The organism is Nocardia sp. NPDC049935 (genome assembly GCF_055586645.1).
On sequence record NZ_JBVJHV010000003.1, the window covers coordinates 559,008 to 585,092 of the forward strand.

Genomic DNA, 26,085 nt, shown 5'->3' on the forward strand with positions numbered 1-26,085 from the left:
GACGGCGAAACCCCGCTGCCGGCGGGTCCGCGACCGTCGTACGCCCGAAGCTTCCCGGAATTGTCCCGAGGTGACAAATACCGCTGTTCACCTGCGAAAATCCGCTTAACCAGGACCGTGTTCACAGCGAATTCATCAAACCCACCCGCATTTCTCCGAGCGCAACGGGCAGGTTACGAGGTAGCTTCGGTGTGGCGGGTCGCGCGTTGCGGCTCGCTCGGGAGGTCCTGACCGTGACTGAGCAACTCAGTACGAGGGGGCCGGCACCCGGTCCTCGTGGCCGCTGACGCACTCCGCCAGCCGTCATCCGGACCTACCGGCCCAGCGAGACTGTCTGTGTGGGTGCCGCGCAGACCATAGGAGCCTACCGTGACTGATAATCGCTCCGTATCCGCCCCCTCGGCGAATTCTCGCTCCATTCAGAAAGGTTTGAAAACCTTCGTCATCGACACCTCGGTGCTGCTGTCCGATCCCTGGGCGGTGACCCGGTTCGGTGAACATCAGGTGGTGTTACCGCTGGTCGTGATCAGCGAACTCGAAGGTAAACGGCACCACCACGAACTCGGCTGGTTCGCCCGTGAGGCCCTGCGCATGCTCGACGATCTGCGGCTGGCCCACGGACGCCTGGATGAACCGTTACCGATCGGCACCGACGGTGGCACCATCCAGGTGGAACTGAACCACACCGATCCCACGGTGCTGCCGGTCGGTTTCCGCACCGACACCAACGATTCCCGCATCCTGGCCTGCGCACTGAACTTCGCGGCCGAGGGATGCCAGGTGGTGCTGGTGTCCAAGGACATCCCGATGCGCGTGAAGGCCAGCGCGGTAGGTCTGCGAGCGGAGGGATACCACGCACAGGACGTGGTGACCTCCGGCTGGTCGGGCATGGTCGAGATCGACACCGTCACCGAGGTCGTCGACCGTCTCTACAGCGAGTCGGTGGTCGATCTCGACGAAGCGCGGGAACTGCCGTGCCATACCGGTATCCGGCTGCTGGGCAGCAGTTCCAGCGCCCTGGGCCGGGTCACCGCGGACAAGCGGGTGCAACTCGTGCGCGAACGGGAGGCCTTCGGGCTGCACGGCCGCTCCGCGGAACAGCGGGTGGCGCTGGATCTGCTGCTCGACGAGAGCATCGGCATCGTCTCGCTCGGCGGCCGCGCCGGTACCGGTAAATCCGCGCTGGCGCTCACCGCCGGCCTGGAAGCGGTGCTGGAGAAGCGGACTCAGCGCAAGGTCGTGGTGTTCCGCCCGCTCTACGCGGTGGGCGGGCAGGAACTCGGCTATCTGCCCGGTACCGAGAACGAGAAGATGGGCCCGTGGGCCCAGGCCGTTTTCGACACCCTCGACGGGCTGGCCAGCCGGGAGGTCATGGAGGAGGTACTGAGCCGGGATATGCTCGAAGTCCTTCCGCTGACCCATATCCGGGGCCGGTCGCTGCACGATTCGTTCGTGATCGTCGACGAAGCCCAGTCACTGGAACGCAATGTGCTGCTGACCGTCCTGAGCCGGCTCGGCAGTGGTTCCCGCGTGGTGCTCACCCACGATGTGGCCCAGCGCGACAATCTGCGGGTCGGCCGGCACGACGGTGTCGCGGCGGTGATCGAGAAACTCAAGGGGCATCCCCTGTTCGCCCACATCACCCTCACCCGCAGTGAGCGTTCGCCCATCGCGGCGCTGGTGACCGAGATGCTCGAGGAGTACGGCCCCAACGCCTGAGTTGTGTTCATGGCGCCGACTCCGTCGGCGCGGGGTTCGGCCCATGAGCGTCGGCTCTCGGCCCTCGGGACTCGTGGCTTCGCCACATACGCTTCGAGGACCGAGAGCCGACGCGGGCCGAACCCTTTCAGGGGCTCGCAACGCGCCGCGGAATCGGTGGTCCCTCGCGGTTACTTTCCGAAAATCGCCTTGACGATGCCGACGGCGGTCCCGCGGAGGAAGTTCTCCCAGCTGAAGTGGTCGTGCCACAGGATGATCCGGCCGTCGCGGAGTTCGAAGGTGCCCATCACCCAGAACTCGATGGTGAGCGGGCCGAATCGCAGGAAGTCGGTGCGGTCGGTGAGGACGATATCGCCGTCGGCGGCGATATGGTGCATCGTCGCCCAGAACCCGAATTCCTCCCGCTCCAGACCGCGCAGCAGCTTGCCGACCCGGCGCGCCCCGCGCACATCCGGCAGCGACGTGTTCTTCCAGACGATATCCGGATGCACCAATTCGAGCGCCTCGTCGAGCGCTCCCACCTCCATGGCGGTGAAGAATTCCCGGACCGTGGTGACGGCGTCCTGCCTCAGCTCGCTCTCCATGACCCGAGCCTAGGGATATCGGACGCCGCCGCCTACCCCCTTCAGCCCAGCAGGTTCCAGTCTTCGAGATCCTGGTACAGGGGGAAGTCCTGAGCGAGTTTCTCGACCCGGCCGCGCAGGGCGTCCAGATCGGCGCCGCCGGCCAGCGCGGTGGCGATGATATCGGCGACCTCGGTGAACTCGGTATCGCCGAAACCGCGGGTGGCCAGGGCCGCGGTGCCGATCCGCAGGCCGGAGGTGACCATCGGCGGGCGCGGGTCGAACGGGACCGCGTTGCGGTTGACGGTGATGCCGACCTCGTGCAGCAGATCCTCGCCCTGCTGGCCGTCGAGATCGGAGTTGCGCAGATCCACCAGCACCAGGTGCACATCGGTGCCGCCGGTGAGCACGCTGATGCCCTTACCCGCCACATCGGCCCCGGTCAGGCGTTCGGCCAGGATCTTGGCACCGGAGACGGTGCGCTGCTGGCGCTCGGCGAACTCGGGGGTCCCGGCGATCTTGAAGGCCACCGCCTTGGCCGCGATCACATGCATGAGCGGGCCGCCCTGCTGGCCCGGGAACACCGAACTGTTCAGCTTCTTGGCGTAGTCCTGTTTGGCCAGGATCAGCCCCGACCGCGGACCGCCGAGAGTTTTGTGCACGGTGGACGACACCACATCGGCGTAGGGCACCGGCGAGGGATGCAGACCGGCCGCGACCAGCCCGGCGAAATGCGCCATATCGACCCAGAGGTAGGCGCCGACCTCGTCGGCGATCTCCCGGAACGCCGCGAAGTCCTGGTGCCGCGGATAGGCCGACCAGCCGGCCACGATCACCTTCGGCTTCGACTCGCGGGCGATGGTCCGGACGTTCTCCATATCGACCCGGTGGTCCTCTTTGGAGACTCCGTAGGAGTGGACCTCGTAGAGCTTGCCGGAGAAGTTCAGACGCATCCCGTGGGTGAGGTGACCGCCGTGCGCCAGATCCAGGCCGAGCAGCCGGTCACCGGGATCCATCAGCGACATCAGCACGGCGGCGTTCGCCTGGGCGCCGGAATGCGGCTGCACGTTCGCGAAATCCGCGCCGAACAGGGCCTTGGCGCGTTCGCGGGCCAGATTCTCCACCACGTCGACGTGTTCGCAGCCGCCGTAGTAGCGGCGCCCCGGGTAACCCTCGGCGTACTTGTTGGTGAGCACACTGCCCTGCGCCTGCAGTACCGCGCGCGGCACGAAGTTCTCCGACGCGATCATCTCCAGGGTGTCGCGCTCACGGGCGAGCTCACCCGCCATCGCGGCCGCGAGCTCCGGATCGAGTTCACCGAGGGACTGGGTATTGACAGAGGCGGTTGTCTGCGTCACCACGCCAGTGTATGGGCAGCCGCCTACGCGGCCGTACGAAGGGTGGAGGGGATCAGGGGTTCGTCCAGCAGACGGCGGAAGCGGTCCGCGCGCTCGTCCTCACCGGCCGCCCGGTCCAGCCACCCGCCGAGCAGTTTGTATCCCTCCACGTAGGTGCTGGTGTAGGCCCGCCACAGCGGGGAGGACAGGAAGCGCAGACTCTGCCGGGCCCGTTCGGCGGTGGTCAGCGACCAGCGTTGCAGGAAGGCCGCCACCTCGTCGACGTCCTTGCCCTGGTCGTGCAGCATGAGGGCGGCGTCCTGCCGGACACCCAGCAGCTGTCCCGACGCCTCGGAGAGCCGTTCGGCGCGCTCACCGTCGAACCGCAGACCCAGGTCGGCGTAGATCTCCTGCGCCCAGACACCCCATCCCGGTCCGACGATGGACCGGAGCGCCAGGTCGGCCAGTCCCTCGGCCATCAGGCACTGCGGGGTGTTCACCAGGAAGATGGTCTGCTCGCCCTGACCGGCCGCCACCAGACCGGCCTCCTTGCGGCAGTGCTCGGTGTGATGCCCCGGATACGCCTCGTGGGCGATCAGCTTGGGCAGCATCGCCATGGGCTGGCGCAGATCGGAGTTGATCGCGACCTTGGAGTGGTAACCGCCCAGGTAGTAGTTGAACCCCGACCACGGTTTGTCGCCGACCACCTCATAGGTGACGTGTTCGCTGTCGGGTAGCGGATACCGGGCCCGCACCAGTTCGCGCAGCGCGCCGGAGAAGGCGTGCACGCACTCTTCCAACCGCTCCGGGGCGATCTCGTCGGCCTTGCGGTGCGCGGCCATCCGCTCGGCCAGCGGGCCCGAGCCGCCCAGCACCTCGTCGATCTTGCGGTGCGCTTCCCGGTACTGCGCCTCGTCCCCGAGCGTGATGTCGACATCGAAATAGGCGCTGACCTCGTCGACGAAACCGATATCGTCCCCGGCGAACTTACGGCCGGAGCATTCCAGCGCCCGCAGATGGACATCGAGGAAATCGGTCCGCTGCGGATCCAGTCCCGCGGACGGCAGTTCGCCGCGCAGCCGGGCGGCGGTCCGGGCGAGTTCGCGGGGTTCGGGAGCGGGCGCGTTCTCCACGTCCCGGCGCAGCTGCGGATCGGCGGTGTAGGCGTCGACGAATCCCTCCTCGAGCCGGTCGAATGCCAGACCGAGCCGCAGGTATTCGGTCACCAGGGGGTGGGCGCGCATGGTCCCGACGATAGCCGCGGACCGACCCCCTCGTCTGTCCGATTCCCCCACGGGGGCAGAATTCAGCCATGAGGGCACAGTCAGCGGGCCGTACCGACCGGAGTCGGGACGGCCACCACGACGGTCTCTTGCACGAGCGGCGCCGCGAACACCAGTGTCCGGCAGAGTGGAGCGCTGAGTAGATGGCCAAGGCGAGTGAGCCGAGCCCGTATGTGGAGTTCGACCGGAAACGGTGGCGCGAACTGCGCAAATCGACTCCGCTGGTGCTCACCGAAGAGGAACTGATCGGCCTGCGCGGCCTGGGCGAGCAAATAGACCTGGAAGAGGTCGCGGAGGTCTATCTCCCGCTCGCCCGGCTCATCCACCTGCAGGTGGCGGCCAAGCAGCGGCTGTTCGCGGCCACCGCGACCTTCCTCGGTGAATCCCATCCGGATAAACAGGTGCCGTTCGTGATCGGGGTCGCGGGCAGTGTGGCGGTGGGCAAATCCACCACGGCCCGCGTGTTGCAGGCGCTGCTGGCGCGCTGGGATCACCATCCGCGGGTCGACCTGGTGACCACCGACGGATTCCTCTATCCCACCGCCGAACTCACCCGGCGCGGCATCATGCATCGCAAGGGGTTCCCGGAGAGCTACGACCGACGCAAACTGCTGCGTTTCGTCACCGAGGTGAAATCGGGTGCCGAAGAGGTCTGCGCGCCGGTTTATTCACATATCTCCTACGACATCGTGCCCGGCGAGTTCCACTGTGTGCGCCAGCCCGACATCCTGATCGTGGAGGGGTTGAACGTCCTGCAGACCGGCCCACGCCTGATGGTGTCGGACCTGTTCGATTTCTCGATCTACGTCGACGCGCGGATCGAGGATATCGAGAGCTGGTATGTGCGCCGGTTCCTGAGCCTGCGCGAAACGGGTTTCGCGGATCCGAAGGCCCATTTCCACCACTACGCGAAGTTCTCCGATACCGAGGCGACGGCGGCGGCCAAGGACATCTGGAACTCCACCAACCGCCCCAACCTGGTGGACAACATCCTGCCCACCCGCCCCCGCGCGACCCTGGTCCTGCGCAAAGACTCCGACCACGCCATCAACCGCCTCCGTCTACGCAAGTTGTGATCTGGATGCGGTTCGGCCCGCGTCGGCTGTCGGACCTCGAAGCGCATGTGGCGAAGCCACGAGTCTCGAGGTCCGACAGCCGACGCTCAGGAGGGCCGAACCTCGAGCGGCGGAGCCGCTCCAAAATCACGTTCCGTAGCGGCGGTGGCGGGCGGCGTAGTCGCGGAGGGCGCGCAGGAAGTCGACGCGGCGGAATTCGGGCCAGTAGACCTCGGTGAACCAGATCTCGGAGTAGGCGCTCTGCCAGAGCAGGAAACCGGAGAGGCGTTGTTCGCCGGAGGTGCGGATCACCAGGTCGGGGTCGGGCTGGCCGGAGGTGTAGAGGTGCTGGCCGATCGCGTTGACGGTGATCGACTGGACCAGGTCCTCGCCAGTTTCGCCGGCGGCGATCTCCTGGCGGACCAGCTGGCGGACGGCGTCGGCGATCTCCTGGCGGCCGCCGTATCCGATGGCGACGTTGACGTGGGTTCCGGTGCGGTCGCGGGTGCGCTCGGTGGCGGTGCTCATCCGTTTGGCGACGAGCTCGGGAAGCCCGTCGAGGGTACCGACGATACGGACCCGCCAGTTCTGTTCGGGGGCGGCCAGCTCCTCGACGACATCGGTGATGACCTCGAACAGGGTTTCCAGTTCTTCTTGGCCGCGACGCAGGTTCTCGGTGGAGAGCAGGTAGACGGTGACCAGCTCGATACCCTCGGCCTGACACCAGCTGACCAGTTCGGCGACCTTGAGTGCGCCGACGCGGTGGCCGTGGGTGATATCGGTGAACCCGTTCTCCCGGGCCCAGCGACGGTTGCCGTCGCACACCACCGCGACGTGGCGGGGATGCTGTTTGTCCGCGAGCTGCTTGGCCAGACGGGCCTCGTAGACGCGATACGGAAAGCCCCGCAGCCGACTCGGAAATTCCACGACGCCCAACAGTACGCCTTTTCCGGGTTTCCTCTGTACTTGTGGGCTACGCGGTCGGCGCCCGTCCGGTGTGCCGAGCCGGTAGAGTGACAGCCGAGAAACCTACGCTCGCGTAGGTTACCCGCCGGTTCGGAACGTGCACCCGTGCCCGGACCCGAGCGGCTCGCGCACCCGACCTCAGGAGGTTCCGTGTCCGACTCGGCCCCCGCCGGCCCCTACCCGGATCACGGCGACGGCGATCCGCCCGACACCGCCCTCGGCCAGGCGCCGCCCACCGACACCGCCGTCGAGGATCCGATCCCCAATCCCGCCGATTCGCTCGCGGTCCTGGTCAAACCCCGCATGCGCGGCTGGATCCACACCTGGGCCACCGGTATCGCGGCGCTGGCGGTGATCGCGCTGGTCGCCGTCGCGACGACGGTGTCCACGACGGCGGTGGTGGCGACGCTGGTCTACGGGCTCACCATCTGCGCGCTGTTCGGGGTGAGCGCGACCTATCACCGCATCACCTGGAAAACCGTGCGCGCGCGGGTCCGGATGAAACGCGCCGACCATTCGATGATCTTCCTGTTCATCGCCGGCACCTACACGCCGTTCGCGCTGCTCGGTCTCCCCGGGCGCACCGGCCGCATTCTGCTGGTGGTGGTCTGGGCGGGAGCGCTGGCGGGTGTCGCGCTGAAACTGCTGTGGCCGCACGCGCCGCGCTGGGTGGGTGTCCCGCTGTATCTGCTGCTCGGCTGGGCGGTCGTCCCGGTGGGCGGCGAACTGTACCGGTCGGTGGGTCTGCCCGCGGTGATCCTGCTGGTCGCGGGCGGGCTCGCCTACAGCATCGGCGCGGTGCTCTACGCCACCCGCTGGCCCAATCCCTGGCCGAGCACCTTCGGTCACCACGAGTTCTTCCACGCCGCGACCGTGCTCGCGGCGCTCTGCCATTACGCGGCCGTATGGCTGGTCCTGCTCGGCTAGGCTGCTCTTTCGTGTCCTTCGATACCGGCCGCCTGCGCTACCGCGGCCACGGCGGGTAGCTCGGCATGACCGATATCACCGGGCGGTTCCGGCCACGCTCCGGGGCGGTCGCCCGGCTCATGCTGTGGTCCGTGCGGGCCCGCTGGGGGCTGGCGACGATGGTCATCGCCGCCCATCTCAGCGGTCTGGCGGTGATCGCCACCCAGCTCATCCTCATCGGTTTCCCCGGACGCCTCGGCGACGATCTGGCCCGCGGGCTGATCACGGTCTCGATCTATCCGGTGGTCGCCTTCCTGATCGGTATCGGCCTGGCGATCCGCGACCGCGACGCCTACTTCGCGTGGTTCGACCGTTCCGGGAAACCCACCCCCGAAGAGGCGCGGCGGTTACTGCATCTGCCCGCCGGAGTGACGATGCGATCGCTGGTGATGTGGGCGCCGGGGGTCGTGCTCTCGGCATCGCTGCTGGCCCGGTTCACCCCCGAGAACGATTTCACGGTCCTGCTGGCCATGTTCACCATCGGCGGTCTGGAATCGGCCGGTCTCACCTATCTGATCGTCGACCGCCTGATCCGTCCCGTGGTGCCCATCGTGGCCGGGGTGCTCGGCGCGACCATGCACTGGAGTTCCTCGGTGTTCGCCCGGGTCGTGCTGGCGTGGGCGGTATCCGGCGCGATGCCGCTGAGCGCGCTGATCGTGGTGCTGGCCGATCCCGCCACCACCGAGGACCACCGTATCCGCACCGGAATCTATCTGGCGGCCATCAGCCTCGCGGTGGGCGTACTCGCCACCGCCGCGCTGGCCCGCGCGGTGGCGACACCGCTGCGGACCCTGCGGATCGCGGTGGACCGGATCACCCGGGGCGATCTGGACGTCCGGGTGTCGGTGGGCAGTGCCAGCGAGATCGGCCGGCTGGAACATTCGGTCAACGAGATGTCGGCCAACCTGCGCGAGCGGCTGCGCATGCGGGATGTGTTCGGCCGCCACGTCGGCGAGGAGGTGGCCGAGCGGGCACTGGCCGGCGGGGTCGATCTCACCGGCGACGTCCGCGAGGTCTCGGCGCTGTTCGTGGACGTCACCGGGTCGGTCGCGATCTCCACCGGGCTGCCGCCGCAGGAGTTCGTCGCCAAACTCAACCGGCTGCTGGCCACGGTGGTGGCCGCGACCGAGGACAACGACGGCCTGGTCAACAAATTCGAGGGCGACGCGGCGCTCTGCATCTTCGGCGCCCCGATCGCGCTGGCGGACAACGCCACACCCGCGCTGCGGGCGGCGCGGCGTATCCGCGACGAGGTGCTGGCGGCGGGTGAACTCGATATCGGGATCGGGGTGGCGCGCGGCCGGGTCTTCGCCGGTGACGTGGGCACCGATACCCGGCGGGAGTTCACCGTGATCGGCGATGCCGTGAACGCGGCCGCCCGGCTCACCACCCGCGCCAAGGAGGTGCCGCGGCGGATCCTGGTATCGCAGAGCGTGATCGACGCCGCGTCCGAGAACGAGCGAGCCGGGTGGGAGAAGTACGGATCGGTCGCCCTACGCGGTATCAGCGAACCCGCGCCCTCGTGGACCGATATCGACCCGCAGGCGCGGGGATAGGTCCGGCCGAACCCTCAACCGATGGCGCGGGTCAGCGCGGCCCGCAACTCCTCCGGCGTGGTGACCGGCAGATCGCAGACCGTACCGCGACAGACGTACGCGGCCGCCGTACCTTCCACCGAGGGGCGGTCGGCCAGCAACGGGACCGTATCCACAGCGGCCCGGATCACGATCGTCCCGCCGGGCGCGTGATCGCGGGTCACGGCCAGCAGTTCCGTATCGCCCACCGGGTCGTATCCCGGAGTGGTGGCGATGGCGACCTGCAGCGGCCCGCTCAGCGCGGCCTCGGCGACGGTGAGCCACTGCCCGGCCGACCGCGGCGCCTTCGCCAGCACCACCGCGCCCCGCGCGAGGGTCTGCTCGGCCAGTTCGCGGTAGCGGCCGGCCCGCTCGGGCTCGACCACCGCGGACGCGGTGAGCAACGCCTCGGCCAGCACCGATGCCCCCGCCGGGGTGGCGCCGTCGATGGGGTCGCGGGGGCGGGCGATCAGGGTTTCGGCGTCGTCGGCGGTATCGAACCAGCTGCCGGGTTCCTCCGGATCGGCGAAATGGGTGATCGCGGCGTCGAGGACGCGGTGGATATCGGGCAGCCAACCCGCCGATGCGGAGTACTGGTGCAACGCGAGCAGCGCGGTGGCCAGCCAGGCGTAGTCCTCGAGCACGCCGGGCGCGGTACCGGGCACTCCGCCGAGCGAGGCGCGCAGGACCCGGTCGCCGGCCATATGGATGTCCAGGATCGCCCGGGACAGTTCGTGGGCGGCGTCGAACCAGTCGCGGCGATCCAGGGCATGGGCGGCCTCGCACAGCGCGGTGATCGCCATACAGTTCCAGGCCGTCACCATCTTGTCGTCGCGGTCGGGCTGCGGACGCCGGTCGCGGGCCGCGCGCAGCGCGGTGCGGGCACGGTCGAAACGCTCCGGGTCCTGCGGGTCGCGCGCCAGGGTGAGCACCGAACTGCCCTGCTCGAAGTTACCGGCCGTCGTGACCCCGAAGACCTCACCGGCCCAGGCGCCTTCGATCGGGCCGAGCTCGCCGATCAGTTCGGCGGGATTCCAGACGTAGGTCGCGCCCTCCACCCCGGGCATACCCGCTTCCACATGGGTATCGGCGTCCAAGGCGGAGGCCAGACCGTGGGCGGTGGACAGATCGTCGAACAGGAACGCCACCAGTTCCTCGGTGATCCGGCGCGGTAGCGGATCGTCGGGGGTGCGGCGGGCGAGGTGGGCGTAGAACCGCAGCAACTGCGCGTTGTCGTAGAGCATCTTCTCGAAATGCGGGACCACCCAGGCCGCGTCCACCGAATAGCGGGCGAACCCGCCGCGCAACTGGTCGTAGATGCCGCCGCGGGCCATCGCCGCCGCGGTCCGGTCGACCACCGTGCGGACCTCGGGATCACCGGTGCGCTCCCAGCTGCGCAACAGCCCTTCCAGCAGGGCGGCGGGCGGGAACTTCGGCGCCCCGCCGAAGCCACCGTGCGTCGCGTCGAAATCGCTCACCACCGCGGCGACGGCGTGATCGAGCAGATCGGCGGTGACGGTCAGCTCGGACCGCGGGATTCCCCCGGCCTGGGCGCGCAGAGCCTCGGCGACCTGTTCGGAGGCGGTATCCACATCGGCGCGGCGGTGACGCCAGGTATCGGTGATCGCGGTCAGCAGCTGGGTGAACGACGGCATCCCGCCGCGCGGCGCCTTCGGGTAGTAGGTGCCGCAGTAGAACGGTTCCCCGGCGGGGGTGAGGAAGCAGGTCATCGGCCAGCCCCCCTGCCCGGTCATGGCGACGGTGGCGTTCATGTACACCGCGTCCAGATCGGGGCGCTCCTCCCGGTCGACCTTGATACACACGAATTCGTCGTTCATCTGCGCCGCGGTGGTGTCGTCGGCGAACGATTCATAGGCCATCACATGACACCAGTGGCAGGACGCGTACCCCACCGACAACAGAATCGGCACATCCCGCGCCGCGGCCTCGGCCAGCGCATCGGCATCCCATTCGCGCCAGTGGACCGGGTTGTTCGCGTGCTGACGCAGGTACGGAGAGGTGGCACCGGACAGACGGTTCATACCCTCCAGCCTTCCACAGTCACCCGCGACCGCGCCCCGGCAAACCGGTGCACGATCTCTCGACAGCCGGGTCTCGCTGATCGGCTGACCACCACTGCGGATTCGACAGCCTGGCCGCCTCTTGCCCACCTTCCCGCGCCCAGAAGCCCGTTGAAGACAGGTTTCAGTTTATTGCGGGATCGCTGACTGTTCCCGAAGGAACAGGCGGACCACCCAACCCTACGACCCCGGCAGCCAAGCCATCTGTCAGTACCGCGCGGACCTGTGCAGCGGCGTCCGCGAGTGTGCGGAGCCCGGCGACCTGATCGTCGACGGCATTCATGGTTGTGCCGATCCAGCGTTGTTCCTCCAAGGAAGGAAGGATGATCGTCTGACAACCCAGCGCATCCTTGCTCAAGGTAGCGACCGCAGTGCCGGTCATACGGGCGGCTATGTCGGCCAGAATCCGAGGACTCGACAGGTAGACGAGCAGGTAGAGCGGATCCACCTCGGCAGTGCCCTGGGCTCGAATTCGAACCAGGTTATTACCCAACAACATCCGAGACCGATCGGCGTCGACAATGGCCGGGGGGATCATGGAACCGGAGCGGGCCAGCAGAATATCGTTCGGTTCGAGGAGGTACTTGCCGAGCCGGTCGGCCGCCCTCTCACCGATCGCCTCGGCTGAGGTGGCATCGACCCGGAAGTCGCGCAGATGTTTCCGCTTCACCACCGGCACCGAGCGTTCCTCAGCGGCCTCTCCTTTCGGCATGAGATCATGCGAGAGTCCAGGTTGAATGTCACAGATCGCGTCCAGCCGGACTACTCGCCGGGCCTCCGGATCGTCTCGTAGAGGTCCGTCATCTGAACACAGCCGATCGAGCACGGCCCGCGGCGCGGTCGATTCCCGCGATCGCCCGAATTCGGCGATCGCTCGATCGATATCGCCCAGCAGCGCATCGGTCCCGTTCTGCGCCGCACGACGGATATAATCCGCGGGGCGCAGCCCGAACCCTGCCTCACCGACCATGTCCAGGTCCGCGTTGATCGCCGACCCACCCCCCGCCAGTTCCACGACGTGCTCCGGCGGCAGGGAGCGCCGATTACGGAAGCAGTCGGTGATCGCTGCCACCGCGTCGTCCGGCAACCGGATGCGGTTACCATCCCGCACACCCATGTTCCCCGCGTCCACTAGCAACACAGCTTCGAAGTCCGACACGCCACGGGCGACGATCCACACCGATGCCGCGATATCGGTGTTCGGGAATATTCTGGCCGGCAAAGTGACCACTGCGTGTACCGCGCCCGCTGCCACCATTCGACGACGGATTTCCATCTCGGAGCGGTCGGCGGAGACTGCTGCCTGCGCCGGCATCAGCACCACTGCCACGCCGTCCGGCGCCAGACTCGCCACAGCGTGCTGCAGCCAAGCGAAGTTGTCATTGTGTGACGGCGGAACACCGAAATCCCAGTCTTCGGGTCGATAGTCCGAGCGGCGTTCGGTCCGATTGTTGAACGGCGGATTTGTCAGGACTATGTCCGCATGGACACTGTCGGAGTCCTCATCTTCCCACGGCGCCGAATCCCCCTGCCGAAAGTCGCCGGTTCGGCCCGCGATCGCGGTCCGCATGGCAGCTATCCGCAGTGATTGCATTGCCTGACCGATACCCCGGACACGGACATCTGCGTCCGGACCACACTCGCCTATAGCGGCCAGCAGCAATTCACCACCGCGGGCATATGGGTCGTACAACAGACCGGGCACCCGGCCTTCGGCGGTCGCGAGCGCTGACATAAGAGCGGCCGACGAGGCTGGTGTGAAGTACCCGGCGCTGCCCGAGTCTGTAATGGCGGCGTAGCGGTCGACCAGGCTGGAGAATGCATGCGGACCCAGGTTTTCGCATCCGTCGAGCATTTCCCGCACATCGCGGACCCGTCGCGTGTGCAGACGTTCCATTACTGGACGCACACCCGGTGCGATGGCGTGCGAGCGGAGCACGGCATCGATGCGCCAACCTGCCTCTCGGAGCAATTCCTCACCCTGTTCCGGCCCTGCCGCACGCCGCAACTCGCGCCAGGAGTCGTTATCGCGCACCCGAAGAAATATCAGGCACATCAGAATGACCAGGTAGTCCGGTTCGGACACCGATCCCGCACGCAGCCGGAACCCGATCGGCCCCAGCAGATTCGCCAGCACGCGATTCCGGCTCTCCGCATCGACTTCACTGTGGATCGCGGTGGCGTGTTCCGCTTGCTCGGCAGCGAAGCGGTCCCGGACCCGCTGCCCGTAGGTGATTCCCGCCGGCTCCCGCCCCGCATCCCGCTCCTTGTCTGGAACGGTACGGTCCGCCAACCAGTCGACGATCTGGTCGAGCCGGTAGTACGCGCCTCGGTCATCGGAGCCTTCCGGTCGCGGAAAGGTCGCGGGATGCCGTTTCTCCCACATGGTGACGGTAGGCCGACGCACCCCCGCCAACCTGGCGATATCCGGCTTGTGGACATAACTGAGGCGCTGCGTCCGGTCGGCGTGGTTCAATTCTGGTCCTCGGGTGAATCGTGTTCCTGATGGCAGTCGGCGGGGCATGCGTCCGGTGCGCCGGGGTCGCAATCGCACCGCCAGGCCGGTTCGGTCCCTTCAGCCGGATCCTTCGGCAGCAGACGAGCGAGTACGCCGCCGGCGTCCCGGCGACGCGACCGGTCTGGATGCCATACCGCGCACAGCGCGGCCATGAGTCGTTCCGGCCCGAGGTGAGTGGCCCACCAGGCGACGGCGGGCGTGGCTGAGATGGCGATCAATTCCAGCATCATCGGCGGCATTCCGTTCCGGGCCGCCGAGACCGGCAATGTAGCGCCGCCGGCAGCGGCGCGAGTCGACGAGTCATGACCTCTCGTTCAGGGCGTAGTAGCGGGTTGACACCAAGGACGGTATCGTCTCCGGCACCGCTCGATCGATAATCTGATTATCACTAGACCAAGCCGACTCAGCAAGATTGCACATGGAGATCCAGAAGAATTCTGGTAAATATGCACTTCAAAAGGCATTCACAGCACCGGCGTAACAGGCTTGCGCACGCTGACACATATCTGAGCACTGTCCATGGTCAGCGTGTCAGTTCGTCAGTGTCTCCGGACCGATTGCTCTCCGTACCGCCCTTACCGACCCTTCGATAGGGTTCACCGGTGATCACCGGCGAACTCCGCACCAAGATAGACAGCCTCTGGGATGCCTTCTGGTCTGGCGGCATCTCCAACCCCCTCGAAGTGATCGAGCAGATCACCTACCTGATCTTCCTGCGGCGATTGGATGACATCCAGACCGTCAAGGAGCGCAAGGCGAATCGCACATCCAGCCCGATCGATCGGCCGATCTACACCGACGAGACCGACTCGCTACGGTGGTCGAACCTGAAGAACCTCCACCCGGACCTGATGTTCCCGCGGTTCCAGGACGGGGTGTTCCCCTGGCTGCGCGATCTGAGCGGCGCGGACGCCAGCGACGAATCCACCTACGCCCACCACATGCGCGACGCCCGCTTCACCATCCCTACCCCGGGCCTGCTCGGCAAGGTGGTGGACCTGATCAACGAACTTCCGCTCGACGCAGGCGACACCAAGGGTGATCTGTACGAGTACATGCTCGGCAAACTCGCCACCGCCGGCCAGAACGGCCAGTTCCGCACCCCTCGCCACATCATCGAGCTCATGGTTCGCATGATGGCCCCCGGCCCAAACGACGAGGTCTGCGATCCGGCCTGCGGCACAGCCGGCTTCCTAGTCGGCGCGGCCGAGTACATCGCCCAGACCCACCATGAGGACCTGCTCGATCCGGCCATCCGCGACCACTACGACCACGGTATGTTCCACGGCTTCGACTTCGACCGCACCATGCTGCGCATCGCCAGCATGAACCTGCTCATGCACGGCGTCGACCAACCCGATATCCGCTACCGAGACTCCCTGGCCGAAAGCGCCGCCGGCGAGGCCGACAAGTACTCCATGATCCTGGCCAACCCACCCTTCGCCGGCAGCCTCGACTATGCGACCACCGCCAAGGATCTCCAGGCCATCGTCAAAACCAAGAAGACCGAGCTGCTCTTCCTGGCCTTGTTCCTGCGCCTGCTCAAGCCCGGCGGCCGGGCCGCCGTCATCGTCCCCGACGGCGTGCTGTTCGGATCCACCAAGGCGCACAAAGAACTTCGCAAGATGCTGGTGGAGGGTCACAAGCTCGACGCCGTGGTTAAACTGCCCAGCGGCGTATTCAAACCCTACGCGGGCGTGTCCACCGCCATCCTGTTCTTCACCAAAACCAACAGCGGCGGCACCGATACCGTGTGGTTCTACGAGGTCACCGCGGACGGCTTCAGCCTCGATGACAAGCGCACCCCACTGGTGCCTGAAAACCAACTCGGCGCGGCCCCCACCACTGCTCTTACCGAAGACGAACACACCAAGAACAACCTCCCCGACGTGTTGGCTCGCTGGGCGCTGCGCAACGGCAGCGAACACGACAGGCCCCGCACAGCCCAGAGCTTCTGCGTACCCAGGGCCGACATCTCCGCCCAGGACTACGACCTGTCACTCAACCGGTACAAGGAGATCGTCCACGAGGAAGTCGAACACCGGCTGCCAATGGAGATCATCGAGGAATTGGACCGGATCGAGGCGGAGATTCAGCAAGGCATGTCGGAGCTGAAGGGGATGCTGGGGTGAGCGCGCTACCCAAGTGGCGGCAGGTTTCACTGGGCGACATCTGCGATTTCAAATATGGAAGGAGCCTGCCGAGCAGCACACGACTACCAGGCGATGTGCCCGTCTATGGCTCCAACGGACAGGTCGGCGTCCATAACCAGAAATTGACTGGTGGACCTACAATCATAATTGGACGCAAGGGATCATTCGGTGAAGTCCATTTTAGCCGTAACTCGTGTTGGCCAATTGACACAACATATTATGTTGATAATTCAGCCACCAAGGTAGATTTGCGTTGGCTCTTCTACCGTATCGGCTCCCTCGGCCTAACCGAACTAAATCGCGCTGCAGCCGTACCAGGACTAAATAGAGATGATGCATATCGGTTGAAAGTACTGCTCCCGCCGATGGAGGAACAGCGGCGGATTGCGGAGATACTGGATCGGGCAGATGCGCTGCGGGCAAAGCGGCGGCAGGCCATCGCCCTCCTCGACGACCTCGCCCAAGCCCTCTTCCTCGACATGTTCGGCAATCCGAGGACCGATTGGCAGGAGGTTGCCGTCGAGAGTCTCGCAGCACCCGAGCGAAACTCGATCCGCACAGGCCCGTTCGGTAGCCAACTTCTTCACGAAGAGTTTGTCGACACCGGAATTCCCGTACTTGGTATCGACAATGCCGTCGACAACGAATTCAAATGGGGTAAGCCGCGATTTATCACCGCCGATAAGTACGAAAAATTAAGACGTTACACCGTTCGCCCGGGCGATGTACTCGTCACCATCATGGGCACGTGCGGTCGATGTGCTGTCGTTCCAGACGATATACCTGTCGCAATCAACACCAAGCACCTCTGCTGCATAACGCTCGATCAGCAGAAGTGTTCGCCTGATTTTCTGCACAGCTACTTTCTCCGCCATCCCGCTGCGCGCCGATATCTCGAGCGCACAGCAAAGGGCGCGATCATGGCCGGCCTGAACATGGGCATCATCAAGGCGCTGCCGGTGGTACTGCCCCCAATCAACTTGCAACGGGAATACTCAGATTGGCTGCGTACGATCAAGAGCGCCAAGCAACTGGCGGCCTCGCACCTCGCCCACCTGGACATCCTCATCGCCTCCCTCCAGTCCCGAGCCTTCCGCGGCGAACTCTGGCAAACTGGCCTCGATCACCTTGAGGGGGAAGGATTGTCGTGAGCAACTTCGCATTCCTGCGGGCAGAGTGGCCGAATCTGTTCGAGGAGGCCGTGCGGGCCGAGCGGGCTGGGGTGGCCGATCCCCGGGTGGCGTGCATATGTGCCCGCAGGACGCTGGAGTTGACCGTCGAGTGGTTGTACGACGCCGATTCCACGCTCAAGAAGCCGTACTACAACGATTTGAACGCCAAGATCAACGATCCGTCCATGGTGGCGCTGGTCGGGCTCGATATGCGGACGAAGATGGAGCTGATCCGCAAGACCGGCAATAGCGGGGTGCACGGGAAGAAGCCCATAGCCGAGAAGTCCTCGATGGAGACTCTGGGTGAGTTGTTTCAAGTGATGTACTGGGTGGCCCGGCGCTATGCCCGCAACCCCGCGAATCTTCCGCCTGCGGCATTGGCTTTCGACCCGAACCTGGTGCCCCGGCCGGTACCCGCGGAGGTACGGCGCAAGAAGCAGGCCGAGATTCAAGCGATGTTGGCCGAATTCGAGCAGCAGCGCAAAGATCTTGCCGCCCAGCGAGCGGCGAACGCCGATCTCGAGGCGGAACTGGCCGAGTTGCGGGCGCAGGTCAAGGCAGCCAAGCAGGTCAACCAGAAGATTCCCGACACACACGACTACACCGAGAACCTCACTCGGAAGCGGTACATCGACCGTCTACTGGCCGAGGCCGGATGGCAGCTCGACAGTCTGGAGGATCGGGAGTATCCGGTCACCGGGCTGCCGACACCGAGCGGCAAGGGTCGCGTCGATTATGTGCTGTGGGACGACAACGGCAAGCCGTTGGGGCTGGTCGAAGCCAAACGGGCATCGAAAGATCCGGATATCGCCGGCAAGGAGCAGGCACGCCGGTACGCCGACGCACTGGAGCAGAAGACCGGTCAGCGTCCGATTATCTTCTACACCAATGGTTTCGAGACCTGGATCTGGGATGACCAACTCTATCCGCCGCGCCGAGTACAGGGTTTCTACACGAAAGACGAGCTCCGGCTGCTCATTCAGCGGCGAGCCGGTCGCAAGAAACTGGCCACCGAAACCATCAACGAGCAGATCGTCGACCGGCATTACCAGACTCGCGCCATCCGCCGGATTGCGGGCAGCTTCGAGTCCGATAATCGACGCCAAGCCCTGTTGGTGATGGCGACCGGAACGGGCAAGACCCGCACGGCCATCGCCCTGGTCGATCTGCTCGCCCGAGCGGGCTGGGTGAAACGGGTGCTGTTCCTGGCCGACCGGCAGGTCCTGGTGAATCAGGCCGCCAAGGCGTTCAAGACCCATGTTCCGGGCCTGACCACGGTGAATCTGCTGGACGAAAAGAAGGCCACCGGCCGGGTGTACGTGTGCACCTATCAGTCGATGATGGCACTGGCCGACGAAGCCGACTCCAACGACGTCAAACGTTTTGGACCGGGCCATTTCGATCTGGTCATCATCGACGAGGCACACCGGTCGGTGTATCAGAAGTACGGAACCCTGTTCACCTACTTCGATTCACTGCTGGTCGGATTGACCGCCACCCCGCGCGACGATATCGACCACAACACCTACCAGCTGTTCCACCTCGAAGACGGGATGCCCACCGACCACTACGACCTCGATGAGGCAGTGGCCGACAAGAACCTGGTGCCACCCACCGTTGTGGATGTGCCCCTGAAATTCCCGCGGCTGGGCATCAGGTACGACGAACTCCCACCCGACGAGCAAGACCAGTGGGAAACCACGGACTGGGCCCCCGACGACGGCGATATCCCCGACGTTATCGAGGCCGACGACCTCAACAAATTCCTGTTCAACGCCGACACCATCGACAAGATGCTGGAAACGGTGATGGAATTCGGGTTGAAGGTCGATACCGGCGATCACATCGGCAAGACCATCGTATTCGCCCGTAATACCAAACATGCCAAGCTCATTGCCGAACGCTTCGATACCCTGTACCCGCATTACCGGGGTGACTTCGCGACCATCATCACGAGCAAGGCAGACAATGCGCAAAGCCTCATCGACAAGTTCGAGAAGCCCGGCAGCGCGCCCTATCTCGCTATCTCGGTCGATATGCTCGACACGGGGCTGGATGTGCCCGCCGTAGTAAACTTGGTATTCGCGAAGCGAGTGCGCTCGAAGACCAAGTTCTGGCAGATGCTCGGACGCGGGACCCGGCTGTGCGAGAACCTTTTCGGCCCCGGACAGCACAAGACCGGATTCGTCGTGTTCGACCTGGGCCAGAATGTCGAGTACTTCAACCAGAACCTTCCCACCACAGCCGGCCGGTCGACGCTCTCTTTGCGCGAGAAGCTGTTCCGGCAACGTGCTGACCTGTTGTTGGAGCTGGATCAGCTGGAGAATCCCGGCGATACACCGGCCGAAATCCCGACAGGTGAACCGGAAAGCATCGGTGATGTGCGTTGGCAGTTCGCGCAGGCACTGCACCAGCAGGTGGCCGGAATGAATCCCGACAGCATCGAAGTACGCCACAAATTGCGGCAGGTCGAAGCCTTTGTCGATCCCGCCACCTGGCAGCGGATCACACCGCCGAAGCGAAGGGAACTCGATGAGATAGCCGGGCTGCCGACCGAATTCGTGGAGGATGGCAACAGCCCTCAGGCCAAACGCTTCGACTACCTCATGCTGCGGCTGGAGTACGCGTGTCTCACCGGAGAGCCAAGCTTCGCTGCGCTGCAAGACCAGGTGCGCGATATCGCAATAGAATTGCTCAGCCCGGCATTGCAGAACATCCCGGCAGTCTCGAAGCATCATGACTTCCTCGAGGACGTCTGCTCCGATGCCTGGTGGGATGATGTCACCCTGCCCATGCTCGAGACTGTGCGCCGACGCCTGCGTGCCCTGGTCGCCAATATCAAGCCAACGCGGCGCAGCCCGGTCTACACCGACTTCACCGACGAGCTCGGCCAACTGCACATCCAGGAACTCACCGCGCTCAGCGGCATTCGTGGCAAGTCACGATTCGAGGCGAAAGTCCGCGCTTACCTCACCGAACACGCCGACCAGATCGCGGTGCAGAAGCTGCGCCGTAACCGGCAGATCACCACGATGGACGTCGCCTTTCTGGAGCAAGTATTCCTCGCCGAGGGCTTCGGCACGGCAGAGGACCTGGAGCAGGCGAAGTCCGAGTACGACGGGGAGCTGGGCCTATTCGTACGCGCGATCGCGGGCCTCGATGAAGAAGCCGCCATCGCCACGTTCGACAAGTTCCAGGCTGGTCGCACACTCTCGGCGAATCAGCTCGACTTCGTCAAACTGTTGATCAAAGTGATCACCAAGAGCGGTGTCGTCGATGTCGGCGCCCTCTACGATCCCCCGTTCAGCAGCATGGCTCCACGCGGCCCCGAGGAGTTGTTCTCCGACAAAGATCTCGACGCGATGCAGGAAGTGCTCACCCACCTGCGTACCACAGCCATACCCGTCGATACGCAGACAGCTTGACAGGTTCCATGCTCAGCACGGACCGGCTACAACCCTGGATGTGACGCAGTGGCAACTATCGACATGACACTCCTACGATCACGCCGTAACTACGCTCGTAGGGCCGGAACTGGCGATTGGAACCAATCCGATCATGCGCTATGCACCGGGCTCCCATCGCAGAGCTCCGGCCACCCATGTTCCACCGATCACTCTGCCTTCGATAAGCGGGTCCGCAAACTCGGCGACCAGTTCGAAAACGTGGAGGAATAGGTCAGGGTAACCAGCCCCCGCTGGGCCCTGACGACGGCGCCAAGCCGCGTACGAGCGCTGACGGAGCTCGGGAAGCCGGATCACCGAACTACTGAGTGATCTCAATGTGATTCCTCGGTAGGCAGCGGTGGCCTCCAGCGCGTCCGCCAGTTCGTTGCCGAGGAGGTCATTGGAGGAGATCAAGCGATGCAGGTCTGCGTAGTCGCGATCGCGGGTGTTCAGGTCGCCCAGTGCCACCGCGGTCGACAGCTTCTCGGCGATAACCGTGGCGAGCGGATATCCGAAAAGCTGAAAACTGGTGCCATCGAGCTGTTGCGGATACTCGATGAGCATTGGCTCCGGAGTGACCGGATCTCCGAAACTGACATCGAGCTGGAGCTTGAGGCGCGCCCGAGAAATGGAAGCGGCCATCGTCATACGTAGCCCGTGGTACTCGTCGTCCTCCCGGATCTGAACAGTCTTCAGTGTGCTGGGATCGAAAAGGACCCCATCATCTATCTCAGTCGCTGCGATCATCGAGATCCGCCGAACGATCTCATCCTCATCGCCACTGAAGAACCGGCCGAGGATGTCGATATCGCGGGTCATCCGGCGAGCACCGAACTGAGCCAGCAGTAGGCCACCCTTGAGAACGAAGAACCGTCCGCCCATCGGTGACACCGCAAGCCGGAACAGGAAGCGCTCGAGTACATACTCGATCATGAGCTCGTCGGTTGACCGTGCAGTACGGCGAGCCAGATTGCGCAGGTCGTTGTAGATTCGGCCTGCTGTGCTGTCACGTGCCGGATTGGGCATCAGGCGGTCACCGCTTCGACAGCGGGGCGAATGATTGATATCGCATTGAGTTCACCGGCGATGCGCTGCAGCTCGGCCACGCCCGCGGAGCCGGCACGACGTAGGTAGCGGCCGAGTGCGGCCAACGCGAGAGTTTCACCGATGCGGTGGCGGTGACGCATTGCGTCGACCACGGAGCGAGCGGCGTCATACACCGGGATGGTTTCGCCCGGCGCCGCCTCGTAACGCTCGACATTGAGTGCAAAGGTCCTTGCCGAATACTGGGAGACGACAACAGGAGGAAACGAGATCGAAGGCCGACGGGCGCCCCGCGCCACAGCGATATGCACCGCCCAAGGAATATCGTCGATCAACTCGTGCAGCGCGAGAGCGGATTCACCACATACAACCGCATGCGGCGCCCGTGTACACACCGCGAGAAGATCGATGTGTGCGGACTTCGCGGCATCGGTGCGGCGATAGACACCGCGTGATAGCTCGTCCACCTCCCCGCGGTCCAGTAAGAGCGATAGGTCCCTGGAAGAAAGCCCGGCTTGACGCGCCTCCGCCGAAGTGAAGGTCGGCGGCAGCCCACCCAACCTGGCCGACAGTCTCGAAGACCCAGTAGAACCCATGCATTAAATCGTACCCACAGGACAGAGCTATGGGTGCGAATTGATACAAGCCGACCTATTTACCGACCCGGACCCAGCTTCCACCCGCACCCAACGTACCGCCATCTAACTGCATGAATGCCACTTGTAACCCTTAACCATCACATGACACCAGTGGCAGGACGCGTACCCGATGGAGAGCAGGATCGGCACATCGCGGGCCGCGGCTTCCGCGAGGGCGTCGGTATCCCACTCCCGCCAGTGCACCGGGTTGTCCGCGTGCTGACGCAGGTACGGGGAGGTCGCGCTTCCGAGCCGGTTCACCCTTCCACCCTCTCACGGGTACCGGTCACCTGCCGAGCACCGCGGGCGCCGGAACTCCTACCGTGGACGCGTGATCAGAACCGCCGCCCTGGCCCATATCCGCGACCGTCGCCTGATCCAGACCCGCTCGGCCGGAAAGACCGTGTTCTATATGGCCGGCGGCAAGATCGATCCCGGGGAGAGTCCGCTACAGGCCCTGCACCGCGAGGTCCGCGAAGAACTCGGGGTCGGCGTCGACGGGGTGCGCGAACTCGGCGTGTTCCGCGCCGAGGCCTACGGGCACGCCGCCGGAACGCGGCTGCATATGACATGTTTTCTGGCCGATATCAGCGAGGAGCCGCGCCCGGCGGGCGAGATCGCCGAGTTCCGCTACTTCACCGGGAGTGAGTACGCGGCGATGCCCGAAGTCGCGCCCGGGTCGCTACTGGTGTTCCGGCGACTGCACGAACTCGGCCTGATCGACTGGTGAGCGCCCGGACCGGCCACTCGCTCGCCGGTCGCCGCTAGGTGGACCGGTCGCCGTCGCCGGAGACGCCGTTGGTGGTCGATTCCGGCCGCCGCGCGACACCGTGCTCGGTGCCCTCGTCGGCCTCCTGATCCGGTTCCGGATGTTCGGGCTCGAACGTCTCCGGAAGGTTCTTCAGGTGCTTGTTCATCGAACGGACCAGCAGGAACGTACCGATCAGCAGGATCAGGACCACGGCCAGACCCAGCGGGGAAGCCTTGCCGAACTCCGGGCCGGTCGGCGTGCCGGGAGTCTGCGCCAGCAGGGTGGCGGTGAGGGCGGGGAACTGGGACACCGGCATCAGCGGTGCTCGTCGGTGATACCGGTGAACAGGTCCGTCTCCGGGATATCGGTACGCACCCGGGTCTTGGCCAGTTCGAATTCCTCGGTCGGCCACAGCCGCTGCTGCATTTCCAGCGGAATGGCGAAGAACGCGCCGTTCGGGTCGACCTGGGTGGCGTGCGCGCGCAGCGCGTCGTCGCGGCGCGGGAAGTACTTACCGCATTCGACCTGGGTGGTCACCCGGGCCATGATGTCGCCGCGCTCCACCGCGTACTTGCGGGACCGATCCAGCCACTCCTGCAGCGGGAAGGGCTCGCCCATCTTCGCGAACTCCTCGGCGAACACCTCCATCCGACGGATGGTGAACCCGTGGTCGTAGTAGAGCTTCAGCGGGGTCCACGGCGCACCGGCGTCCGGGAACTTCTCCGGATCCCCCGCGGCCTCGAACGCGGCCACCGATACTTCGTGGCAGCGGATGTGGTCGGGGTGTGGATAGCCACCCATCTCGTCGTAGGTGGTGATGACGTGCGGCTTGAACTCCCGCACCACCCGCACCAGCGCCTCGGTGGCCTCCTCCAGCGGGACCAGCGCGAACGAATCCTCGGGCAGCGGCGGCAGCGGATCGCCCTCGGGCAATCCCGAGTCGATGAATCCGAGCCAGGTCTGCCGGACCCCCAGGGCGGCGGCCGCGGCCGCCATCTCCTCGCGCCGGATCTCGTTCATCCGCTCCAGTACGCCCGGCGTATCCATCGCCGGGTTCAGGATGCTGCCGCGTTCACCGCCGGTCAGCGTGACGACCAGGACATCATGTCCTTCGTCGGCGTACCGGGCGGTGGTGGCACCACCTTTACTGGATTCGTCGTCGGGGTGTGCGTGCACCGCCATGAGGCGAAGGCCACTCACTTCTCGTTCACCGTCGCTCTCGGTCGCGGGTGGTCGGACTCCATTACCTATAGTTCCATCTGGACCGATTCTGTTCCGACCTACCCCCCGGGAGCACGAAATCATGACCGAGCCCACGCCGGAAACCCCGCGCACCGGGTCGACGGCGGCTTCCGAGGCCCCCGGCGCGGGCGACACCGGCGCCGCGGAAACCGCCGCGGACCGCTACGCCTACCGTTACGGTCGCCGCAGCGGCGGCCCGGTGAATCTGCGCCGGTGGGGTGCCGCGCTGACGGTCGTGGTGGCGCTGGCCGGGATCGGGGTCGCCTATCTCGGCTGGAAACAGTTCGGCCCCAAGGACATCGAATCCGAGCAACTCGGCTACTCGGTGATCGACGACTCCTCGGTGGAGTTGCGTATCCGGCTGACCCGCGCCGACCCCACACAACCGGTGGTCTGCGTGGTCCGGGCCATGGCCCGCGACCTCACCGAGGTGGGCCGCCGGGAGGTCGTGGTGGAACCGTCGGCCGGGGAGGAGACGGTGAAGGTGAGCACGGTGATCGAGACCAGTGAGCCGCCCTCGTCCGCCGCCATCTACACCTGCACCGACGATGTCCCCGGTTATCTGAAGAGGTAACGCGGTAATTCTGGAGGCGCTCCGCGCCTCGAGGGTGGGGCTGTGATCTGGAGACGCTCCGCGTCTCGAGGGTGGGGCCCTTACATCCCGGTTCTTCACTCCCGGCGGGCGGTCGCTGCGCTCCCTTCCTCTGGTCGCTCCAGAACCGGGCGGGCCCCACCCAGGGCGTGCGACGCTATTTGTGTGACTTGCCGGTAAAAACTTCTCCGACCTGCATTTTTGTGATTCATGCTAAAATGGCCTCACACACGGTTCCGGGGCTCGGAGCCGTGTTTGCTGCATTGGCGGCCAGCGCGGTCGATACCGGGTCGGCGTGAGTGTCCCGGCGTCAGACCTGTCGGGGTTCTCCGAAGTTTCCCGCAGATCGCGATAGCCGTCGGCTGATGCATGCCTGCCCACGGCGGGTTGTGCCGCAGTGATCAGGGAATCCCGGCCTGCCGGGGACAACTACTAGGGAGTGATCGAGATGACTGAGACCCAAGTGACCTGGCTGACCCCGGAGTCGCACGACAGGCTCAAGAGCGAACTCGACGCGCTCATCGCCAATCGTCCGGTCATCGCCGCAGAGATCAACGAGCGCCGCGAAGAAGGCGACCTCAAGGAGAACGGCGGCTACCACGCGGCTCGGGAAGAGCAGGGCCAGCAGGAGGCCCGCATCCGGCAGCTGCAGGAACTCCTGAACAACGCCAAGGTCGGCGTGGCGCCCACCAAATCCGGTGTCGCGCTGCCCGGGTCGGTCGTGAAGGTCTACTACGACGGGGACTCCGACGACACCGAGACCTTCCTCATCGCGACCCGCGAGGAAGGTCTGGGCAACCCGGACCTGGAGACCTACTCTCCCAGCTCGCCGCTGGGCGGTGCGCTGATCGACGCCAAGGTCGGCGAGACCCGTGAGTACACGCTGCCCAACGGCAACACCATGAAGGTGACGCTGGTCAGCGCGGAGCCCTACCACAGCTGAGCCCGGCTCCCGGGCCGCGGCCCGGACCCCTGCGGACACAAG

Annotated in this window: 20 protein-coding genes and 1 pseudogene; 10 read left to right on the forward strand and 11 right to left on the reverse strand. The window is 65.4% G+C overall.

Going from position 1 to position 26,085, the window contains the following annotated elements; translation table 11 throughout:
- Nucleotides 1-369: 369 nt before the first annotated feature.
- The gene (locus tag ACZ6SF_RS15520; RefSeq protein WP_466062762.1) at nucleotides 370-1,719 is read left to right on the forward strand and encodes a PhoH family protein; all 1,350 of its coding nucleotides are present in this window, start codon (nucleotides 370-372) and stop codon (nucleotides 1,717-1,719) included.
- 170 nt (nucleotides 1,720-1,889) lie between these two features.
- Here ACZ6SF_RS15520 and ACZ6SF_RS15525 read toward each other — a convergent pair whose 3' ends face one another.
- From ACZ6SF_RS15525 to ACZ6SF_RS15535, 3 genes are read right to left on the reverse strand one after another with little or no spacing between them, the layout of a single operon-like run.
- Nucleotides 1,890-2,303 carry a limonene-1,2-epoxide hydrolase family protein gene (locus ACZ6SF_RS15525; RefSeq protein ID WP_466062763.1) on the reverse strand — a complete coding sequence of 138 codons (414 nt, stop codon included), beginning with the start codon at nucleotides 2,301-2,303 and terminating at the stop codon, nucleotides 1,890-1,892.
- Between the two features lie 41 nt (nucleotides 2,304-2,344).
- The gene (glyA, locus tag ACZ6SF_RS15530) at nucleotides 2,345-3,640 is read right to left on the reverse strand and encodes a serine hydroxymethyltransferase (protein WP_466062764.1); all 1,296 of its coding nucleotides are present in this window, start codon (nucleotides 3,638-3,640) and stop codon (nucleotides 2,345-2,347) included.
- A gap of 23 nt (nucleotides 3,641-3,663) precedes the next feature.
- A complete protein-coding gene (locus tag ACZ6SF_RS15535; RefSeq protein WP_466062765.1) occupies nucleotides 3,664-4,863 on the reverse strand; it encodes a DUF885 domain-containing protein in 1,200 nt (399 codons plus the stop codon).
- 182 nt (nucleotides 4,864-5,045) lie between these two features.
- On the opposite strand from ACZ6SF_RS15535, the gene coaA reads away from it, so the two are divergent.
- Nucleotides 5,046-5,978: a type I pantothenate kinase gene (coaA, locus tag ACZ6SF_RS15540; protein WP_466062766.1), complete on the forward strand. Its 933-nt coding sequence runs from the start codon at nucleotides 5,046-5,048 to the stop codon at nucleotides 5,976-5,978.
- A 126-nt stretch (nucleotides 5,979-6,104) separates the two neighbouring features.
- On the opposite strand, the gene ACZ6SF_RS15545 is transcribed toward coaA, so the two are convergent.
- Complete coding sequence (locus tag ACZ6SF_RS15545) at nucleotides 6,105-6,893, reverse strand: isoprenyl transferase (protein WP_466062767.1); 789 nt, start codon at nucleotides 6,891-6,893, stop codon at nucleotides 6,105-6,107.
- Between the two features lie 333 nt (nucleotides 6,894-7,226).
- Between ACZ6SF_RS15545 and trhA the strand changes: the two genes are divergently transcribed.
- A complete protein-coding gene (trhA, locus tag ACZ6SF_RS15550; protein WP_466063006.1) occupies nucleotides 7,227-7,850 on the forward strand; it encodes a PAQR family membrane homeostasis protein TrhA in 624 nt (207 codons plus the stop codon).
- A gap of 65 nt (nucleotides 7,851-7,915) precedes the next feature.
- Nucleotides 7,916-9,445, forward strand: coding sequence for an adenylate/guanylate cyclase domain-containing protein (locus ACZ6SF_RS15555; RefSeq protein ID WP_466062768.1), 1,530 nt, complete (start codon nucleotides 7,916-7,918; stop codon nucleotides 9,443-9,445).
- Between the two features lie 14 nt (nucleotides 9,446-9,459).
- Here the strand turns inward: ACZ6SF_RS15555 and ACZ6SF_RS15560 are convergent, their stop codons facing one another.
- Together ACZ6SF_RS15560 and ACZ6SF_RS15565 are read right to left on the reverse strand one after the other, a co-directional pair.
- Complete coding sequence (locus tag ACZ6SF_RS15560) at nucleotides 9,460-11,505, reverse strand: thioredoxin domain-containing protein (protein ID WP_466062769.1); 2,046 nt, start codon at nucleotides 11,503-11,505, stop codon at nucleotides 9,460-9,462.
- Nucleotides 11,506-11,668: 163 nt separating this feature from the next.
- Entirely contained in the window at nucleotides 11,669-14,020 is a 2,352-nt protein-coding gene (locus tag ACZ6SF_RS15565) for a type I restriction-modification system subunit M/S (protein ID WP_466062770.1), read from the reverse strand.
- A gap of 644 nt (nucleotides 14,021-14,664) precedes the next feature.
- On the opposite strand from ACZ6SF_RS15565, the gene ACZ6SF_RS15570 reads away from it, so the two are divergent.
- From ACZ6SF_RS15570 to ACZ6SF_RS15580, 3 genes are read left to right on the forward strand one after another with little or no spacing between them, the layout of a single operon-like run.
- Nucleotides 14,665-16,194 carry a type I restriction-modification system subunit M gene (locus ACZ6SF_RS15570; protein ID WP_466062771.1) on the forward strand — a complete coding sequence of 510 codons (1,530 nt, stop codon included), beginning with the start codon at nucleotides 14,665-14,667 and terminating at the stop codon, nucleotides 16,192-16,194.
- Nucleotides 16,191-17,366: a restriction endonuclease subunit S gene (locus ACZ6SF_RS15575; protein WP_466062772.1), complete on the forward strand. Its 1,176-nt coding sequence runs from the start codon at nucleotides 16,191-16,193 to the stop codon at nucleotides 17,364-17,366. Before ACZ6SF_RS15570 ends, ACZ6SF_RS15575 begins: the two co-directional genes overlap by 4 nt.
- Nucleotides 17,363-20,812 (forward strand): DEAD/DEAH box helicase family protein, encoded by a 3,450-nt coding sequence (locus ACZ6SF_RS15580; RefSeq protein WP_466062773.1) that lies wholly within the window; start codon nucleotides 17,363-17,365, stop codon nucleotides 20,810-20,812. Before ACZ6SF_RS15575 ends, ACZ6SF_RS15580 begins: the two co-directional genes overlap by 4 nt.
- A 138-nt stretch (nucleotides 20,813-20,950) precedes the next feature.
- Here ACZ6SF_RS15580 and ACZ6SF_RS15585 read toward each other — a convergent pair whose 3' ends face one another.
- The 3 genes and pseudogenes from ACZ6SF_RS15585 to ACZ6SF_RS15595 all read right to left on the reverse strand — a co-directional run.
- Nucleotides 20,951-21,859 (reverse strand): nucleotidyl transferase AbiEii/AbiGii toxin family protein, encoded by a 909-nt coding sequence (locus tag ACZ6SF_RS15585; protein ID WP_466062774.1) that lies wholly within the window; start codon nucleotides 21,857-21,859, stop codon nucleotides 20,951-20,953.
- Entirely contained in the window at nucleotides 21,859-22,473 is a 615-nt protein-coding gene (locus ACZ6SF_RS15590; protein WP_466062775.1) for a type IV toxin-antitoxin system AbiEi family antitoxin domain-containing protein, read from the reverse strand. The genes ACZ6SF_RS15585 and ACZ6SF_RS15590 overlap by 1 nt, the downstream gene beginning before the upstream one ends.
- A gap of 138 nt (nucleotides 22,474-22,611) precedes the next feature.
- Nucleotides 22,612-22,776, reverse strand: a pseudogene (locus tag ACZ6SF_RS15595) (DUF255 domain-containing protein); the annotation flags it as partial.
- A gap of 70 nt (nucleotides 22,777-22,846) precedes the next feature.
- On the opposite strand from ACZ6SF_RS15595, the gene ACZ6SF_RS15600 reads away from it, so the two are divergent.
- On the forward strand, nucleotides 22,847-23,245 hold the full coding sequence (locus ACZ6SF_RS15600) for an NUDIX hydrolase (RefSeq protein ID WP_466062776.1): 399 nt from the start codon (nucleotides 22,847-22,849) through the stop codon (nucleotides 23,243-23,245).
- A 34-nt stretch (nucleotides 23,246-23,279) separates the two neighbouring features.
- Here ACZ6SF_RS15600 and ACZ6SF_RS15605 read toward each other — a convergent pair whose 3' ends face one another.
- Together ACZ6SF_RS15605 and mca are read right to left on the reverse strand one after the other, a co-directional pair.
- Nucleotides 23,280-23,582, reverse strand: a complete 303-nt coding sequence (locus ACZ6SF_RS15605) for a hypothetical protein (RefSeq protein ID WP_466062777.1) — start codon at nucleotides 23,580-23,582, stop codon at nucleotides 23,280-23,282.
- Nucleotides 23,582-24,448, reverse strand: coding sequence for a mycothiol conjugate amidase Mca (gene mca / locus ACZ6SF_RS15610; RefSeq protein ID WP_466062778.1), 867 nt, complete (start codon nucleotides 24,446-24,448; stop codon nucleotides 23,582-23,584). The genes ACZ6SF_RS15605 and mca overlap by 1 nt, the downstream gene beginning before the upstream one ends.
- Nucleotides 24,449-24,569: 121 nt before the next feature.
- Here mca and ACZ6SF_RS15615 point away from each other — a divergent pair, with 121 nt between their 5' ends.
- A complete protein-coding gene (locus tag ACZ6SF_RS15615) occupies nucleotides 24,570-25,082 on the forward strand; it encodes a DUF4307 domain-containing protein (RefSeq protein ID WP_466062779.1) in 513 nt (170 codons plus the stop codon).
- Between the two features lie 466 nt (nucleotides 25,083-25,548).
- On the forward strand, nucleotides 25,549-26,043 hold the full coding sequence (gene greA / locus ACZ6SF_RS15620; RefSeq protein WP_449996293.1) for a transcription elongation factor GreA: 495 nt from the start codon (nucleotides 25,549-25,551) through the stop codon (nucleotides 26,041-26,043).
- Nucleotides 26,044-26,085 lie beyond the last annotated feature (42 nt).